Below are 16,174 nucleotides of genomic sequence, written 5' to 3' on the forward strand. Positions count from 1 at the left end.
GGGACTGAATCACCGGTGCGGAGGAGTTCATCTCACTGTCGGTCCATGGCATGCTTACACGTCGGCCGGGCCAGGTACCCGGTCACGGGGGTTGGTGTCCGGAGGTCCGCACGTGACGATGGTTCCCGCCGAGGGTGGCCCGACAACCGGGCCGACAGTGCTGCGCATGCTGCTCGGTGCCCAGCTGCGCCGCCTGCGGGAGTCCAGCGGGGTGACCCGGGAGGGCGCCGGCTGGGAGATCCGTTCCTCTGAGTCGAAGATCAGTCGGATGGAGCTGGGTCGGGTCGGCTTCAAGGAACGCGACGTCTCCGACCTGCTCACCCTCTACGGCGTCACCGAGGAGCACGAGCGTGACGCGCTGCTCAAGCTCGCCCGCGACGCCAACAGCCCCGGCTGGTGGCACCGCTACGGCGACGTGTTGCCGACCTGGTTCCAGTCGTACCTGGGCCTGGAGGCCGCAGCCGCGCTGATCCGCACCTACGAGGTGCAGTTCGTCCCCGGCCTGTTGCAGACCGGGGACTACGCCCGCGCTGTCGTGCTGCTCGGGCACGGCGCGGCAGGTCCGGACGAGATCGAGCGCCGCGTCGCTCTGCGGATGCAGCGTCAGCAGTTGCTCCACCGGGACAACCCACCGCAGCTCTGGGCCGTCGTGGACGAGGCAGCCCTACGGCGCCCGATCGGTGGCCCCGCCGTCATGCGCGGCCAGCTCACCGCTCTCATCGAGGCGACCAAGTCACCCAACATCCGGCTCCAGGTCATCCCGTTCGCCGCCGGTGGTCACGCCGCCGCCGGGGGAGCCTTCACCATCCTGCGATTCGGTGACCAGGAGCTGCCCGACATCGTCTACATCGAACAGCTCACCAGCGCCATCTACCTCGACAAGCGCGACGACCTCGACTACTACGCGGTGGCCATGGAACGGCTCTGCGTCGAGGCCGAGCCGCCGGAGCGTACGCCGGACATTCTCGGCCGGTTGCTGGACGAGCTCTACCCGGCGTGACCGCTGCCTGGGGCGGCGGTTCGGTGGAGGCGGTTCGGGGCGGTGCAGGTCGCTCGGGTGGCACTAGCATGGTCGGCGACCGGCGACAGTGGACGGACGTCATCGCGGAGGCAGCCATGACCACCGAGGCCTCGGGCCCAACGGCCGGCTCGCCGAGCGACCGGATCGACACCACTGTGGCCCACCCCGCCCGCCGCTACAACTACTGGCTGGGCGGCAAGGACAACTTCCAGGCCGACCGCGAGTCCGGCGACACGATGGCGGCAGCCTTCCCGACGATCCGCACCGCCGCCCTGGAGAACCGCCGTTTCCTCCAGCGGGCCGTGGGCTTCCTGACCCGCGAGGCCGGCATCCGGCAGTTCCTCGACATCGGCACCGGCATCCCGACCGCCGACAACACCCACGAGGTCGCCCAGGGCATCGCACCGGAGTCCCGGGTGGTCTACGTCGACAACGATCCGATCGTGCTGGCCCACGCCCGCGCGCTGCTGAGCAGCTCACCGCAGGGCGCCACCGCCTACATCGACGCCGACCTGCGCGACCCGGAGCGGATCCTCGCCCACCCGGAGTTGCGACGCACCATCGACCTGTCCCGGCCGGTCGCCCTCATGCTGGTGGCCGTCCTGCACTTCGTGCCCGACGGCGACGACCCGTACGCGCTGGTGCGGCACCTGCTCGACGCGCTGCCGGCGGGCAGCTGGTTGGCCGCCTCGCACGCCACCCACGAGTACCTTCCGCCAGCGGTCGCCGCGCAGGCTCGGGCGGCGGCCAGGGGCGGCGGCCCACACGGGCTGATCAACCTGCGCACCCGGGACGAGTTCAGCCGCTTCTTCGTCGACCTCGACGTGGTGGAACCGGGCATCACCTCGGTCGCCGAGTGGCGGGCCGAGAACGAGCCGCAGCCGCGCCCGTCGGTGGTCGAGGTGAGCATGTACGGCGGCGTCGCCCGCCTGCCGTGACCGCGCGGACCCCCGCAGGCGGGATTCATCAGCGGGGTGTTCAGCCGCCTGAGGCGTCGTGGCGGGCGCGGGCCGCGTGCACCTCGTCGATGTGCGCCTCGGCCCAGGCCTTGATCGCGCGCTGCACCGGCAGGAGGCTCTCGCCCAGCGGGGTGAGCTGGTAGTCGACCCGGGCCGGCACGCCGACGGTCACCGATCGGCTGACCAGGCCGTCGCGCTCGAGCTTGCGCAGCGTCTGGGTGAGCATCTTCTGGCTCGCCCCGGCCACCGTCCGGGCCAGTTCGCTGTGCCGTTGCGGCCCGTCGGCCAATGCGCTCACGACCAGCGTCAGCCACTTGTCGCTCAGCGTCGCCAGCACCTCGTGACCCGGGCACTCGGCCAGAAACGCGTTGTAGGAGCGACGGTCCCGCTCGCGGCGCTCGCTGGCGGTCGTGGTGGCCATTGCGTCCTCCCGGGTGCCCAGGGCACCCGAAGGTGCCTCCTTCTCGCCGGATGCTAACGCTTCTAGCGTCGATGGCATGAGAGCTGTGATCGTCCGCCGGTTCGGCGGCCCCGAGGTTCTGGAGATCGCCGACCTGCCCCGCCCGGAGCCGGGAGTCGGGCAACTACGCGTGCGGGTCGTTGCCGCCGGCGTCAACCGGACCGACCGGTCCACCCGCAGCGGCGCGTCGAGCCGACGTATTGACCGATGCCGACCGGTCGGGTTAGTCTCTGGATCGATACAGACTGGATCGATACAGAGAGGTGCCGGTGAAGCCAACACTGCAAGCCGTGGCCGACGCCGTGGGCGTCTCCCGCAGCACCGTGTCCAACGCCTACAGCCGCCCCGACCAGCTCTCCGCCGCCCTGCGTGAGCGGATCCTGGAGGCCGCCCGGCAACTCGGGTACCCCGGCCCCAACCCCACCGCGCGCTCCCTGCGCCGGGGCTTCGTCGGGTCGATCGGGGTGCTGTTCACCTCGCAACTGTCGTACGCCTTCACCGACCCGTTCGCGGTGCGCTTCCTCGCCGGGGTCGGCGCGGCGGCCGAGCGGCACGGCACGAGCATGCTGCTGGTGCCGCTGCCGCCGGCCGTGACCGACGCCCGACGGGCGGTGGAGAACGCCGCTGTCGACGGGTTCTGCGTCTACTGCGTCGCCGACGAGGAATGGGCGTTGGACGTCATCCGCCAACGCGGGCTGCCGTTCGTCAGCACGGCCTCCCGCGACAACGCCGGCGCTGACGAACGGTTCGTCGGCATCGACGAGCGGGCCGCCGCGCGCAGTGCCGCCGCGCACGTCGCCGGCCTCGGCCACCGTCGGGTGGCGCTGCTCGCCGACTCCGTGCTGCCCGACGCGCCGGCCGGCCCTCTCACCCTGGCCGGGGTCGACCAGGTGCCGCACCCGACCACCCGAGGTCGGCTCACCGGGTTCGCCGACGCCTTCGCCGAGGTCGGCGTCGGCTGGGCCGAGCTGACCCTGGTCAACGTCCCCGGCAACAGTCGCCCGGCGGCAGCCGCAGCCATCGCCGGGCTGTTCGACCAACCCGCACCGCCGACCGCCGTGCTGGCCGGCTCCGACGTCCTCGCGCTCGGTGTGCTGGACGCGCTGGCCGCGCGGCCGGCCCATGATCGTCCGACTGTCTCGGTGACCGGCTTCGACGACGTCCCCGAGGCCGCCGCGGCCGGCCTCACCACCGTCCGGCAACCGGCCGAGGAAAAGGGCCGGATCGCCGCCGAACTCCTGCTCGACCCGCCCGCGGACGCCGCGGCCGGTCATGTGTTGCTGCCCACCGCACTCGTCGTCCGGGCCTCCACCGGACCTGTCCCGAGGAGCTGACCATGGAACTTCCCACCGGCTACGTCACCGCGCTCGACGCCATGAACCGACACGTCAACTCGGCCCGACCGGACGCCCCGGTCCAGGTCGAACGCCCCCGCCGGGCCCTGCTCGCCCCCACCCGGCAGGCCACCGCCCTCGCTCTGCGCCGGCTCGCCGACCGCATCCAGCCGCGACCGCTGCCCGGCACCGCCCGCTGCTCCTGACCCGCACGAAACCCATTCCGGCATGCACGGGACGAACAGTGTGGGCCCGGACACGGAGGGTGGTCGAGTTGGGCGTGACCAGGCAGACTGGTGAAGCCATGTCGCCCTTCATGCCCACCCTCCGTCTCCACGACCGCTACGTACTGCACGAGCGGATCGGTCTCGGCGGCATGTCCGAGGTGTGGCGGGCCGACGACGACGTGCTCGGCCGGCCCGTCGCCATCAAGGTCCTCGCCGGGCAGCTCGCCGCCGACCCGCAACTGCGGGCCACCATCCAACGCGAGGCCCGCGCTGCCGCCCGGCTGACCCACCCACACGTGACCCAGGTGTACGACTACGCCGAGGCGACCCTGGCCGGCGGCGTCGTTGTCCCGTACCTGGTGATGGAACTCGTCGACGGCCACAACCTGGCCGACCGGCTGCGGACCGGGCCACTGCCGTGGCCGGAGGCGGTCCGGGTGGCCGGGCAGATCGCCGCCGCACTGGCCGCCGCGCATCGCATCGGCGTCGTGCACCGCGACGTCAAGCCCGGCAACGTCATGCTGACCGACACCGGCGCCAAGGTGCTCGACTTCGGCATCGCCGCCCTCGGCGGGCTCGACAGTCAGTCCGGCGAGCCGCTGATGGGCACACCCGCCTACTTCGCCCCCGAGCGGCTGACCGCCGGCCCGCCCGACCCCGCCAGCGACATCTACGCCCTCGGCGCGCTGCTCTACCGCACCCTCACCGGGCAGGCGCCGCTGCCCGTGCAGAGCTGGGAGGACGCGCTGGAGGTGCACCGACGTGGCACTCCGGTGCCGCCGCTGCGGGTGCCCGGCCTCCCCGCCGACATCGCCGAGCTGACCCTCGCCTGTCTGGCCGCCAACCCGGCCGACCGGCCGAGCGCCGCGCACCTGGCCCGCCGCTTCGGCGCCGGCCAGCCGGTCGAGCCGCCCACCGAGCTGCTGCGGCGTGTCCTCCCGGCGGCTCACCCTCCCACCCTGATCGACCGCTCGGCGGCACGCCCCGCCCCGGTCGCCGCCGCGCCGGCCCGCCGCCGGTCGCGCCGACCCCTCGCCGTGCTGGGCGCAGCCGGCCTCGCCGTGCTGGTCGGCGTCGGCGCCCTGCTCGCCGAAGGTCCCCTCGGCACACCGGGCGCACCCAGCTCTCCGCAGGTGGCCGCCCCACCGTCGACCTCCGCCCCCAAGCCCACACCCACGACGCAGTCGCCGACGCCGACGGCACCCTCCTCGCCCCGACCCAGCGCCAGCACCGCCCCACCGACCGCCGGGCAGCAGGTGCCGGTCAGCCTGCGGGAGGTGACCAGCGGGTTCTCCGCCGTCCTCGCCAACGCGGTGGCCCGCGGTGACATCGACCCCAGGACCGCCGAAGATCTGCGCGACGACCTGGCCGACCTGAGCCGGCACAGCAGGGACCGAGCCAAGCGCGTCGCCGACCTGCGGGAACGCATCGCCGAGCTGGTGGAACGCGACCGGCTGGCAGCGCAGACGGGCGCCCAACTCGACGCTCTGCTAGCGCAGACCGGCAGCTTCACCACCGGCCGTACGGACGACTGATATCCCCGTCGATACCGCTGGCATGATGTCCCGATGCGGACACGTCTGATCTTCGTGCGACATGGCGAGTCGCTCCACCAGCTCGAAGGAATCGTGGGCGGGCCACGTGGTTGTCGGGGCCTCACCGCCCTCGGCCACGAACAGGCACACGATCTCGCCAACCGGCTCACCAACGAGGTCGCCGCCGACCGGCCGGTGGCGGTCTACTCGTCCGTGCTGCGCAGGGCGGTCGAGACCGCCCAACCGATCGCCACCGCCTTCGGCGTTCGGCCCGTGGCCGACTGTGGCCTGTGCACCTGGCACACACCCCCGTACGCCGACGGCCTGCCGACCGCCCGCTTCCGCACCGAACACGCGGTGCCCGGCGGGGGCGTGTTCCGGCCGTTCGAGGAGGGCAACGAGAGCTGGGCCGAACTGGTCGTCCGGGTCAGCCGGGCGATCATGGAGATCGCCCACCGGCACCGGGGCGCCACAGTGGTTCTGGTCGGTCACAGCGAAACTGTCGAGGGCGCGTTCCACGCGCTCGCCGCGCAGCCGGTCTTTCGGGGGTTCGACCTGGACGTGCCTCCGGCCTCGATCACCGAATGGACCACCGACCACGACCCCGGCGGTTGGCCTCCCGCCCGGTGGACGCTGCGCCGCTTCGGTGACACCGGCGGGTGGGCTAAAGCGTGATCCAGTACCGCCGTGCCGGTCCGAGGTCGGTGTCCAGGATGCCCTCAAGGACACCGCCGCAGCGCTCGATCGTCCTCGACGACGCGACGTTGTCCGCCTCGCAGACCAGCAGCACCCGATCCAACCCGAGCGCCCGCGCCTGGGCGAGCATCCGGCCCAGCGCCCAGGTCGCCAGCCCTCTGCCGCGTGCGGACGGGCGGATGCCATAGCCGATGTGGCCGGCGACCCGCAGCAGGTGGTCGTTGAGCTCGTGTCGCAGCGCGATGCCGCCGAGCACCCGGTCGTCCTCGACGATCCACCGGTACGTGCACGGCACGCGAGCCGCATCCAACGGCTGCGCCGGATCCGACTGGTCGGCCAGTCGGGTCACCCAGGCCGCGAACCCTTCCGACGATCGCACCTCGTCGGTCGACTGCAGCCCGAAACCGTCCTCGTGGAGACCGGGGCCCCACTCGTCGTGCGCCTCCAGCCAGGCGGCGTGCAGGCGGACGGTGGGCGCGATCAAGTCGGGCATGCCGCGACGGTAGCGGCCCGGAACCCAAGAGGCACGCGACGGATGTCGTCGGCACGGCGTACTCGCCCATCGGTTTCAGCCGGCCGTAGTCTCACCGACATGACGACAACGCAGACACACACCCTCGCCGTACCCGGCGTCGACCTGGTCTACGACGTCCGCGGTCCGCTGCCCCCGTCCGGCGGGCACCCCGTGCTGCTCATGATCGGTCAACCGATGACGGCGGAGGGCTTCACCGCGCTCGCCCCGCACTTCACCGACCGTACCGTCGTCGCCTACGACCCGCGCGGGCTCGGTCGCAGCGTCCGCACGGACGGCCGCATCGACCACACGCCGCAGCAGCAGGCGGCCGACCTGCACCTGCTGATCGAGGCGCTCGGCGCCGGCCCGGTCGACGTGTTCGCCAGCAGCGGCGGTGCGGTGACGGCACTCGAACTCGTCGCGACGTACCCGCACGACGTCGTCACGTTGGTGGCGCACGAGCCGCCGATCAACGCGGTGCTCCCCGACGCCAGCGCCGCCGAACGCGCGCGGGCCGGCTTCTACGAGGCGTACCAGGCGAAGGGCACCGGCGCCGGCATGGCCGCGTTCATCGCGATGACGTCGTGGCAGGGCGAGTTCACCGATGCCTACTTCGCCCAGCCCACCCCCGACCCGGCGATGTTCGGCATGTCGACCGACGACGACGGCACCCGCGACGACCCGCTGTTGTCGCAGAACTCGTGGGCGATCACCGACTACCAGCCCGACGCGGGCCTGCTCACCGCCGCGCCGACCCGGATCGTGATCGCGGTCGGTGAGGAGTCGGCGGGGACGTACACCGCGCGGACGGCCCTCGGCATGGCGGCCGTCCTCGGCCAGCAGCCCGTGGTGTTCCCGAGTCACCACGGCGGCTTCCTCGGGGGTGAGTTCGGCTACGCGGGCAAGCCCGAGGAGTTCGCGACACGGTTGCGGGAGGTGCTGGACGCAGGCTGACCGCCCGACCTATTCGGCCAGGAGCTGCTCACGCAGGATCTCGGCGTGCCCACAGTGCTGGGCCAGCTCGCGCAGCACGTGCAGGTACACCCAACGCAGCGGCAGCGGGCCGCGCCGGTTGCCGCGGAGCACGTCGTCCAGGCCCAACGACGCCGTCGCGCGGTGGGAGGCTTCGCACGCCTCGCGGTGTGCTCGCTGGATCGAGGCGATCGTGTCGTCGTCATCGAGGATGAACGACTCGTCCGGCGTCGCGGGAATGCCGATCTCGGAGCGGGGCCGGCAGGTGACGGCCTCGTCGAACCAGACCTTCTCCACGAACGTGGCGTGCTTCACGAGACCCAGGAGCGTGGTCCGGGACGGCACCAACGACCGGCGCGCCTGCTCCTCGGTCATCCCGTCCAGGCAGCCGTTGAGCGCCCGGCGGTGCTCGTCGATGAACGCCTCGATCTGCGCCTGCGCCGGCTGGTCGATGACATCGTGAGCGAACGTCCCCGGAAAAGAAGTCACCCGCGAAGCATTCCAAGGTCATGGTCGAGACGCAAACACCAGCCGCTCAGCCGAACGAGGTGAGCGCGCCGCGCTCGTCGAAGCGGGCCGTGCCCGCCCAGGCGATCTCCCAGCGGTTGCCCTCCGGGTCCGCGATGTAACCGGAGCGCCCACCCCAGGACCGATCGGTCGGCGCCGCCACCACCGTAGCGCCCGCCTCGACGGCCGCGGCGAAAGCCGCGTCGACCTCCTCACGGCTGTCGACGTTGCAGGCCAGGGTGACGCCCGACCAGCCACCGGCCGGGGCGGGCACGCCCGGCGCCGCCTCGGCGGCCAGCTCCGACAGCGGGTAGAGCGCGAACAGGACACCACCGAGCAGGAAGGCCGACCAACCGTTATCGCTGGCCGGCAGCTCAGGCCACCCCAGTGACCGGTAGAACGACCGCAACGCCGCGATGTCGCGTGCTCCCACTGTGACCACGGACAGTCGGGAGGGGACAGTGCTCATCAGCTGATCCTGCCCGAGGCGTACGCCACGCGCCACGCGTCGTCGTTCAGTCGCGGCCGGCGAAGTGGTCGGCAAGCACTGGCGCCAGCACCTCGTCCGACACGCCGTGCCACTCGCCGGGCAGGGTGCGGTGCCGACCGGCGGGCAACGTCTCGGCCACCCCCTGCGCCCAGCCTCGCAACCGTGCGTCGCTCTGCTCACTGTCGAGCACCAACGTCGGGATCGTAAGTGTGGTCAGCGCCTGGGCCGGCAGGGCCGCGAGCAGGGTGAGGTCGTAGACCAGAGTGTGCGCCAGAGCCTCCATGGCCGACCAGCCCGGCCCGTCGCGCATACCGTCGATCACCTCCGCCGGCACTCCGATGCTGCGCTGGAAATGCAGCACCGCATCGCCCCGCCGGCCGGCGGTTACCAGCCTGGTGATGTCCCCGGCCAGGTCCGGCTCGTCGGGCGACTGCTCGTCCTGCTCGAACGGCGGCTCCAACACGGCCAGTCGAGTGACCGGCAGGCCCCCGGCCACGGCGAGCAGCGCCAGCACCGCGCCGGAGGAGAAACCGTACAGGGCGGCAGACCCGCCGGCCGCGTCGTCGATCAGAGCCTGCAGATCCTCGACCTCCCGCTGCGGCGCGTACGGCACTGTGTCGGTGCTCTGCCCCCGGCCCCGCCGGTCATAGGTCAGCACGGTGAACTCCTCACCCAGGTGTGCCGCCAGTGACCTCATCGGACCCATCTCGCGGAACGCGCCCGCCGCGTCCACCAGGATCACCGTGGGGCCGGAGCCGCTGCGCTCGTACGCGATGGTGGTGCCGTCCGCCGAGCGGACCGTGCCGGTCGTCGCGGCCTCGCCCACGGCCCCTCCTCGTGTCGATGACGGTGGCCCCACCGTAGGCGATGGGTCCGACGTCGACAGCCCGTTCAACCGAGACTGACGCTGACCGACTCGCCCGGCTCGGTGCCCGCGCGGGCGACGACCTCGCCCTGCGGCGTCCACACCCCCGACCGTCCGGCCGCCTCGGTGTAACCACCGCCGGTCGAACCGGCGAAACTCGCCACCGCCACCCAGACCCGGTGGGCGGTGGCGATCCGGTGCGCCCGCTGGTCCGTCACGGCGGCGTCGCGCGCCGACTCCAGGACACCCGCCGCGTAGACGTCGATCCCGAGCGCTGCGGTCCGCTCCGCGTGGGCGGCGACCCCGGTGTCCTTGCAGATCGCCAACCCCACCCGCCAACCGTCCACATCGAACACGACCGGCGCATCGCCCGGCCGGAACCGGCGGGCCTCCGCGTCCCCCAGCCACATCTTCCGGTACGCCACCGTCACACCGGCCCCGGTCACCGCCAGCACCGCGATGTGATCACCCGCGACCGGTGCACCGGCCAGGGCCAGCGCGCCCACCTCGCCGCACGCCTCGACCAATGGCGCCAACCGCGGGTCATCGGACGACACGACCGGGGCGTCCAACTCGTACCCGGTCAGCGACAGCTCCGGAAAGACCACCACCCGGGCACCCGCCGCACGGACCGCGGCGGCGTGCGCCCGCGCGTTCGCCGCGACATCCAGGGGTACGCACAGCGGCTGCGCCACCGCGAGCCGTAGCGGGGTGCGGGTTTCCGCACCCCCGCCGGTGGGGTCCACTCGCGCGGCCGGGCGGTCAGCCTCATGGTCGGCTCTCAGGATCACTTCGTAACGTGGGCGCATGATTCGAACGTCCCACGCCGTGCTCGCCACCGGAACCCCCACCGCTGCGGCCGAACCACCCCAGGATGGGATGGTCGGCTACGTCAGTGACCTGGTGGAACGACTCGGTGGGCCGGGTGCCGGCCTGGCGGTGGCGCTGGAGAACCTGTTTCCGCCGATCCCCAGCGAGGTGATCCTGCCGCTGGCCGGGTTCGTCGCCGCACAGGGGCGGATCAGCCTGATCGGTGCGATCTTCTGGACCACACTGGGCTCGGTGGTGGGCGCGCTGGCGCTCTACCTGATCGGGGCGTCGCTGGGCCGGGACCGGATGCGCGCCATCGTGGCCCGACTGCCGCTGGTGAAGCTCACCGACGTGGACCGGACCGAGGCGTGGTTCCTCCGGCACGGCGTGAAGGCGGTCTTCTTCGGCCGCATGATCCCGATCTTCCGGAGTCTGATCTCCATCCCGGCCGGCGTTGAACGGATGCCCGTCGCCACGTTCCTGCTCTACACCACGCTGGGCAGCCTGATCTGGAACACGACCTTCGTGCTCGCCGGCTACCTGCTCGGCGACAACTGGCATCTCGTCGAGGGGTACGTCGGCATACTCCAGAACGTCGTGATCGTGGCCTGCGTGGCGGGCCTGGCCTGGTTCGTCGGGTCGCGCGTGCTGCGGGCACGGCGCGCTGCCCGTAACCCCGAATCGGATGACCTCGACTCGGGCCGGTCATCGGGTGTGCCCGGTGGGGTCGGTTCCGGTGGTGGCTTTGGTTCTGATGGCGGGTCCGGTTCCGGTGGCGGCTTCGGTTCCGTTGGTGGTTACGGGGCCGATGGTGGGTTTGGCGTGGATCGTGGGGTTGGGGCTGGCGGTGGTGTGCCGGATCCGGGTGGTCGCGGCACGCTCTACCGCAGCGGTTCGTGGGGCTCCGACCAGCGGTAGGGCCGGTTTCGCTTGCGTCGGTTGCGATTCTGGTCTTTCCAGAACGTCTGCCTCGAACGGTTCCGCTGCCGGCGACGGTGACCTTCCGGCCCGGACTGGTCCCGTGACTCAACGGCCCGATTGGGGTGATTGTCCGATCCGGGCGGCCCTGGCACTGACGCCCTTGGACTTGATCGACTCGGTTTTCGTGAAGTCGGGGCATCCAGAAGCCTCGGATGCCCCGACTTCCTTGAAGCCGAGTCGATCATGCCCGGCCGGGGTGGTTCGTGACCGCCGGGGTGGTTCGTGACCGCCGGGGTGGGGCTTTGGGTGATTTGCCGGATCCGGAGGCTCCGTGGGCTGTGACCGGCTGCACCCGTCGGTCGGAATGATGGCCGGGGCGGGGTCGTTACACACTCTGACGATCGCAGGACCACCGCCTCACCGCCCCGCCCACCGGGTGCCGTCGGATGGCCCGGCCTGCGGAATGACCCCGGGCCCCCGGTCGTTGCAGTCCCCACGAGCGACCACCCCGCCACCGCTTTACACGAGCCGGTGTCGGCGGGTGGGCCCACCGGGAATGACCCCCGACCCCCGGTCGTTAGACATGGACCCGGCGCCACAAGCCCGCGCTTGTCACCGCCGACCCCGGCGCCCGAGCCCTCCGACTCGCAGGCCGCCGACCCGGCCCCCACAAGCCCCCCGCTTAACTGGTGCCGATCTCCCCGAAGACTTTTCCCCTTTGTTTGATGCAGCGCCGGACGAGGTGCTCACACCCTGCGCCACCGTCTTCCCCGAGCGGTGTGCGGGTGTTCCTACCCCCGAAGGAGCTACCCCCATGAACACGATCTTCCGTAAGAGCATGTTGTCTGTTGCTGGTCTCGCGTTCGCCGGTGGTGTCTTCGCCGGCCCGATCGCCGCCCATGCCAACCCCGTGGATGGCAAGCCGGTCGCGGTGGCGGTGCAGTCGGCCGCCCCGAAGCCCCAGGGCGAGCAGTCCCACATCACCCTCAACGACGAGCAGACCGCGAACGTCAAGGCGATCATCGCCGCGACGAAGAAGGCCGGCCTGCCTGAGCGCGCCGCGGTCATCTCGATCGCGACGAGCCTGCAGGAGTCGAAGCTGGAGAACCTGGGCCACCTCGGCGACGCCAATGACCATGACTCGCTGGGCCTGTTCCAGCAGCGCCCGACCAGTGGTTGGGGTACGCCGGAGCAGATCACCGACCCGGCCTACTCGACGACCGCGTTCCTCAAGGGCCTCAAGCAGGTTGACGGGTGGCAGGACATGGCGCTGACCGACGCCGCGCAGACCGTGCAGGTCTCCGCCTACCCGGATGCCTACGCCCAGTGGGAACAGCAGGCCACCGACCTCGTCGCCCAGTACTGGAACAGCTGACCCACCAACACGAACACTGAACGACCCGCCGCTGGCCGGCACCCCCACCCGGGGTGCCGGCCAGCGGCATTTCCGTTTCCGTGCGGCAGGCGCACGGGCTGGTCGCTGCGGGGATGGCGTGCCGCCCGGGAGATCTTGGACAGTTTCCGTTAGCGCAGAACGGAAAGTGTCCAAGATCTCCCGGGCGCGGCCGACGCGCGGCTCGGTGGTGGGTGGATGGTCGTTGGCGTGCGGCGGTCGGCGGTGCAACTCGACGGCGGTGCGATTCGGCGCCGGCGGTACGGCCGGCGGTGCGGTAAGCCCACGTGGCTGGCGGGGCGGCGAGCCGTCGCGGTGGGCAGTCGCCGGCCAGCGGGGACGGCGGACAGCCGGGCGGTGCATCGGACGGGCGGGTGCGGTCAGGTGGGGGAACAACGTGGGGGCCGAGCCGGTTGTGGTCAGTGTCGGTGTGACTCAGTGTCCCCGGGCCTCACCTAATATGCCTTCGCGGAATACCGTTCGGCTGGAGCCGCGTCGCGCCACTCGCCGAGAGGCGACCTGCACACCGACACCAGCGCCGCCCCCGAGCCCACAAGCCCGGGGGCGGCGCTGTCTGTGCCCATGGATGAGGCAGTGGCGGCACAATGCTCGGATGACCGAGCCGCAGCCATGGTCCGAGCAGCCGGGCGTACTCGTACTCCCCAGCGGGGCGACGGTGCGCGGGCGCCGCATCGGTGCGGTGACCTCGCCCGCCGACTTCGCCCTGCTGTTGGCGTCTGGTCCGGAGCCGACCTGGCCGCACCGGAAGATCCGGTGGCCCGATTTCTGGGTACCGCTCGATCGGGCGGACGCCCTCGATGCCCTACGGGTGGCGCTGCGGCGGGCGCACGACGGTGAGCGCGTCGAGGTGGCCTGTCGGGGTGGGGTGGGGCGCACCGGAACGGCGTTGGCCGCGCTGGCGATCCTCGACGGCCTGCCTGCCGACCGGGCGGTGCCGTGGGTCCGGGCGGGCTACCACCCGAAGGCGGTGGAGACGCCCTGGCAGCGACGCTGGCTGCGCCGCGTGACCTGACCGCCGCGGCCATCGGCCGACGCGTGGCCGACCACCGCCCGCCCGACCACCCGGCCCTCGACCGCCGCAGCCGCGCCGCCCAGCGCAGGCTCCGCTGACCGTCGGGTCGCGCGCCTAGGCGACTGCTGCCGCCTCGCCGACGTACTCGCGCAGGTGGGTGGCGGTGAGGGTGTCGCCGTGGGCGACCAGTTCGGCGGGTGTGCCGGTGAAGACGATTCGGCCGCCGTCGTGCCCGGCGCCCGGGCCGAGGTCGACGAGCCAGTCGGCGTGCGCCATGACCGCCTGGTGGTGCTCGATGACGATCACCGTGTTGCCGGCGTCGACCATCCGGTCGAGCAGGGCCAGCAACTGGTCCACGTCGGCGAGGTGCAGGCCGGTGGTGGGTTCGTCCAGCACGTACGTGGTGGTCTTCTCCGCCAGGTGGATGGCGAGCTTGAGTCGCTGCCGTTCCCCGCCGGACAGGGTGGTCAGCGGCTGGCCGAGGCTGAGGTATCCGAGGCCGACGTCGACCAGCCGGCCGAGGATGAGGTGCGGAAAGAAGGCGTGCGCCTCGGTGACCGACATGGCCAGCACCTCGCTGATGTTCTTGCCGCGCAGCGTGTACGTGAGCACCTCGTCGGTGAAGCGTCGCCCCTCGCACCGTTCGCAGACGCTCGCGACGCCGGCCATCATCGCCAGGTCCGTGTAGATCAGCCCGATTCCCTTGCAGGCCGGGCAGGCGCCCTCGGAGTTGGCGCTGAACAGGGCGGCCTTGACGCCGTTGGCCTTGGCGAAGGCGGTACGGATCGGGTCGAGCAGCCCGCTGTAGGTGGCCGGGTTGCTGCGTCGGGACCCCCGGATCGGGGACTGGTCCACGATCACGACCCCGGCCCGGCCGCGCAGCGACCCGTGGATCAGTGAGCTCTTGCCGGAGCCGGCGACTCCGGTGACCACGGTGAGCACCCCGAGTGGGATGTCCACGTCCACGTCGCGCAGGTTGTGCAGGTCGGCTTGGCGGATGGTGAGCTGCCCGGTGGGTCGGCGCGTCTCGTCGCGCAGTGTCACCCGGTGGTCCAGATGTCGGCCGGTGAGCGTGTCGGAGCGGCGCAGTCCGGGGACGTCGCCGGTGAAGCAGATCCGGCCACCGTCGGTGCCGGCTCCCGGCCCGAGGTCGACCACGTGGTCGGCGATCGTGATGGTCTCCGGCTTGTGCTCGACCACCAGCACGGTGTTGCCCTTGTCGCGCAACCGCAGCAGCAGGTCGTTCATCCGGGCGATGTCGTGCGGGTGCAGGCCGACTGTGGGTTCGTCGAAGACGTACGTGACGTCGGACAGACTGGAGCCGAGGTGCCGGACCATCTTCACCCGCTGGGCCTCACCGCCGGAGAGGGTGGCCGACTCCCGGTCCAGGCTGAGGTAGCCCAACCCGATCTCGACCAGGGACTCCAGCAGGTCCCGGAGGTTGGCGATCAGTGGTGCGACCCCGGGGTCGTCGATGCCTCGGACGAACGTCGCCAGGTCGCTGATCTGCATGGCCGAGCAGTCGGCGATGTTGCGTCCGGCGATCCGCGATGACAGAGCCGCCGCGTTGAGTCGGGTGCCGGCGCAGTCGCCGCAGGTGGTGAAGGTGACGGCCCGGTCGACGAAGGCGCGGATGTGCGGTTGCATCGACTCGCGGTCCTTGGTCAGGAGGAGCCGCTTGACCTTGACGGCCAGACCCTCGTACGTCCAGTTGTTGCTCCCCACCTTGATCTTGGTGGCCGGCTTGTGGAGGAAGTCCTCCCACTGTTGCGGGGTGAAGTCCTGCAGCTTGACGTCCGGGTCGAACAGGCCGGAGCCGACGATGGTCTGCCAGTACCAGGAGTCGACAGCGAAGTTCGGCACGGTGATCGCGCCGTCGTTGAGGGAGCGCTCGACGTCCACCAACTCGTTGATGTCGAGGTCGGAGACGCGGCCCAGCCCTTCACAGGTGGTGCACATGCCCTCGGGCAGGTTGAAGCTGAACGCCCCGGCGCCGCCGATCGACGGCTGGCCGACCCGGCTGAAGAGGATCCGCAGCATCGCGTACGCGTCTGTGGCGGTGCCGACGGTGGAGCGGGAGTTGACGCCCATCCGCTCCTGGTCGACGACGATGGCCGCGCTGAGGTTGCGCAGCGAGTCGACGTCCGGCCGGTTGAGGTTCGGCATGAACGACTGGAGGAACGCGCTGTAGGTCTCGTTGATCATGCGCTGGGACTCGGCGGCGATGGTGCCGAAGACCAGCGACGACTTGCCCGATCCGGAGACACCGGTGAAGACGGTCAACCGGCGCTTGGGGATGTCGACCGAGACGCTGGCGAGATTGTTCTCCCGCGCTCCGCGTACCTCGATCATGTCGTGGCTGTCGGCGGCGGACCATGCTGGCTGCGACATGCGAACCCTTCACAGAGTCGTGGCGGGACTCTTTCCCCCGCGATGC

General features: G+C 71.4%; 16 protein-coding genes and 1 pseudogene. 10 read left to right on the forward strand and 7 right to left on the reverse strand.

Annotation, left to right across the window (positions count from 1 at the left end; genetic code table 11):
• Positions 1 to 118 precede the first annotated feature (118 nt).
• Both GA0070619_RS10315 and GA0070619_RS10320 read left to right on the forward strand, forming a co-directional pair.
• Complete coding sequence (locus GA0070619_RS10315; protein ID WP_406085339.1) at positions 119 to 1,000, forward strand: helix-turn-helix domain-containing protein; 882 nt, start codon at positions 119 to 121, stop codon at positions 998 to 1,000.
• 116 nt (positions 1,001 to 1,116) lie between these two features.
• Positions 1,117 to 1,959: an SAM-dependent methyltransferase gene (locus tag GA0070619_RS10320; protein WP_088951691.1), complete on the forward strand. Its 843-nt coding sequence runs from the start codon at positions 1,117 to 1,119 to the stop codon at positions 1,957 to 1,959.
• A 40-nt stretch (positions 1,960 to 1,999) separates the two neighbouring features.
• Here the strand turns inward: GA0070619_RS10320 and GA0070619_RS10325 are convergent, their stop codons facing one another.
• On the reverse strand, positions 2,000 to 2,401 hold the full coding sequence (locus GA0070619_RS10325; protein ID WP_088947855.1) for a winged helix-turn-helix transcriptional regulator: 402 nt from the start codon (positions 2,399 to 2,401) through the stop codon (positions 2,000 to 2,002).
• A 329-nt stretch (positions 2,402 to 2,730) separates the two neighbouring features.
• On the opposite strand from GA0070619_RS10325, the gene GA0070619_RS10335 reads away from it, so the two are divergent.
• The 4 genes from GA0070619_RS10335 to GA0070619_RS10350 all read left to right on the forward strand — a co-directional run bounded on the left by GA0070619_RS10335 (position 2,731) and on the right by GA0070619_RS10350 (position 6,211).
• The gene (locus GA0070619_RS10335; RefSeq protein WP_231927363.1) at positions 2,731 to 3,774 is read left to right on the forward strand and encodes a LacI family DNA-binding transcriptional regulator; all 1,044 of its coding nucleotides are present in this window, start codon (positions 2,731 to 2,733) and stop codon (positions 3,772 to 3,774) included.
• Between the two features lie 2 nt (positions 3,775 to 3,776).
• Entirely contained in the window at positions 3,777 to 3,980 is a 204-nt protein-coding gene (locus GA0070619_RS10340) for a hypothetical protein (RefSeq protein ID WP_172862020.1), read from the forward strand.
• Between the two features lie 110 nt (positions 3,981 to 4,090).
• On the forward strand, positions 4,091 to 5,536 hold the full coding sequence (locus GA0070619_RS10345; RefSeq protein WP_231927364.1) for a serine/threonine-protein kinase: 1,446 nt from the start codon (positions 4,091 to 4,093) through the stop codon (positions 5,534 to 5,536).
• A gap of 33 nt (positions 5,537 to 5,569) precedes the next feature.
• Positions 5,570 to 6,211 (forward strand): histidine phosphatase family protein, encoded by a 642-nt coding sequence (locus GA0070619_RS10350; RefSeq protein ID WP_088947860.1) that lies wholly within the window; start codon positions 5,570 to 5,572, stop codon positions 6,209 to 6,211.
• Here GA0070619_RS10350 and GA0070619_RS10355 read toward each other — a convergent pair.
• A complete protein-coding gene (locus tag GA0070619_RS10355) occupies positions 6,201 to 6,725 on the reverse strand; it encodes a GNAT family N-acetyltransferase (RefSeq protein ID WP_088947861.1) in 525 nt (174 codons plus the stop codon). The two genes, GA0070619_RS10350 and GA0070619_RS10355, sit on opposite strands and share 11 nt — an antisense overlap.
• A 99-nt stretch (positions 6,726 to 6,824) precedes the next feature.
• On the opposite strand from GA0070619_RS10355, the gene GA0070619_RS10360 reads away from it, so the two are divergent.
• A complete protein-coding gene (locus GA0070619_RS10360) occupies positions 6,825 to 7,700 on the forward strand; it encodes an alpha/beta fold hydrolase (protein ID WP_088947862.1) in 876 nt (291 codons plus the stop codon).
• Positions 7,701 to 7,709: 9 nt separating this feature from the next.
• Here GA0070619_RS10360 and GA0070619_RS10365 read toward each other — a convergent pair whose 3' ends face one another.
• The 4 genes from GA0070619_RS10365 to GA0070619_RS10380 all read right to left on the reverse strand — a co-directional run bounded on the left by GA0070619_RS10365 (position 7,710) and on the right by GA0070619_RS10380 (position 10,389).
• The gene (locus GA0070619_RS10365; protein ID WP_088947863.1) at positions 7,710 to 8,207 is read right to left on the reverse strand and encodes a DinB family protein; all 498 of its coding nucleotides are present in this window, start codon (positions 8,205 to 8,207) and stop codon (positions 7,710 to 7,712) included.
• A gap of 46 nt (positions 8,208 to 8,253) precedes the next feature.
• Complete coding sequence (locus GA0070619_RS10370; protein WP_088951692.1) at positions 8,254 to 8,694, reverse strand: VOC family protein; 441 nt, start codon at positions 8,692 to 8,694, stop codon at positions 8,254 to 8,256.
• A gap of 46 nt (positions 8,695 to 8,740) precedes the next feature.
• Positions 8,741 to 9,541 (reverse strand): alpha/beta fold hydrolase, encoded by an 801-nt coding sequence (locus tag GA0070619_RS10375; protein ID WP_172862021.1) that lies wholly within the window; start codon positions 9,539 to 9,541, stop codon positions 8,741 to 8,743.
• Between the two features lie 65 nt (positions 9,542 to 9,606).
• Positions 9,607 to 10,389 (reverse strand): carbon-nitrogen hydrolase family protein, encoded by a 783-nt coding sequence (locus tag GA0070619_RS10380; protein ID WP_088947864.1) that lies wholly within the window; start codon positions 10,387 to 10,389, stop codon positions 9,607 to 9,609.
• On the opposite strand from GA0070619_RS10380, the pseudogene GA0070619_RS10385 reads away from it, so the two are divergent.
• The 3 genes and pseudogenes from GA0070619_RS10385 to GA0070619_RS10395 all read left to right on the forward strand — a co-directional run.
• Positions 10,388 to 11,050, forward strand: a pseudogene (locus GA0070619_RS10385) (DedA family protein); the annotation flags it as partial. The gene GA0070619_RS10380 and the pseudogene GA0070619_RS10385 sit on opposite strands and share 2 nt — an antisense overlap.
• A 1,075-nt stretch (positions 11,051 to 12,125) precedes the next feature.
• Positions 12,126 to 12,686: a hypothetical protein gene (locus GA0070619_RS10390; RefSeq protein WP_088947866.1), complete on the forward strand. Its 561-nt coding sequence runs from the start codon at positions 12,126 to 12,128 to the stop codon at positions 12,684 to 12,686.
• A gap of 631 nt (positions 12,687 to 13,317) precedes the next feature.
• A complete protein-coding gene (locus GA0070619_RS10395) occupies positions 13,318 to 13,737 on the forward strand; it encodes a protein-tyrosine phosphatase family protein (protein WP_088947867.1) in 420 nt (139 codons plus the stop codon).
• 114 nt (positions 13,738 to 13,851) lie between these two features.
• Here the strand turns inward: GA0070619_RS10395 and GA0070619_RS10400 are convergent, their stop codons facing one another.
• Positions 13,852 to 16,128 carry an ATP-binding cassette domain-containing protein gene (locus GA0070619_RS10400; protein ID WP_088947868.1) on the reverse strand — a complete coding sequence of 759 codons (2,277 nt, stop codon included), beginning with the start codon at positions 16,126 to 16,128 and terminating at the stop codon, positions 13,852 to 13,854.
• Positions 16,129 to 16,174 lie beyond the last annotated feature (46 nt).

The organism is Micromonospora zamorensis (assembly GCF_900090275.1).
Taxonomy (GTDB): domain Bacteria; phylum Actinomycetota; class Actinomycetes; order Mycobacteriales; family Micromonosporaceae; genus Micromonospora; species Micromonospora zamorensis.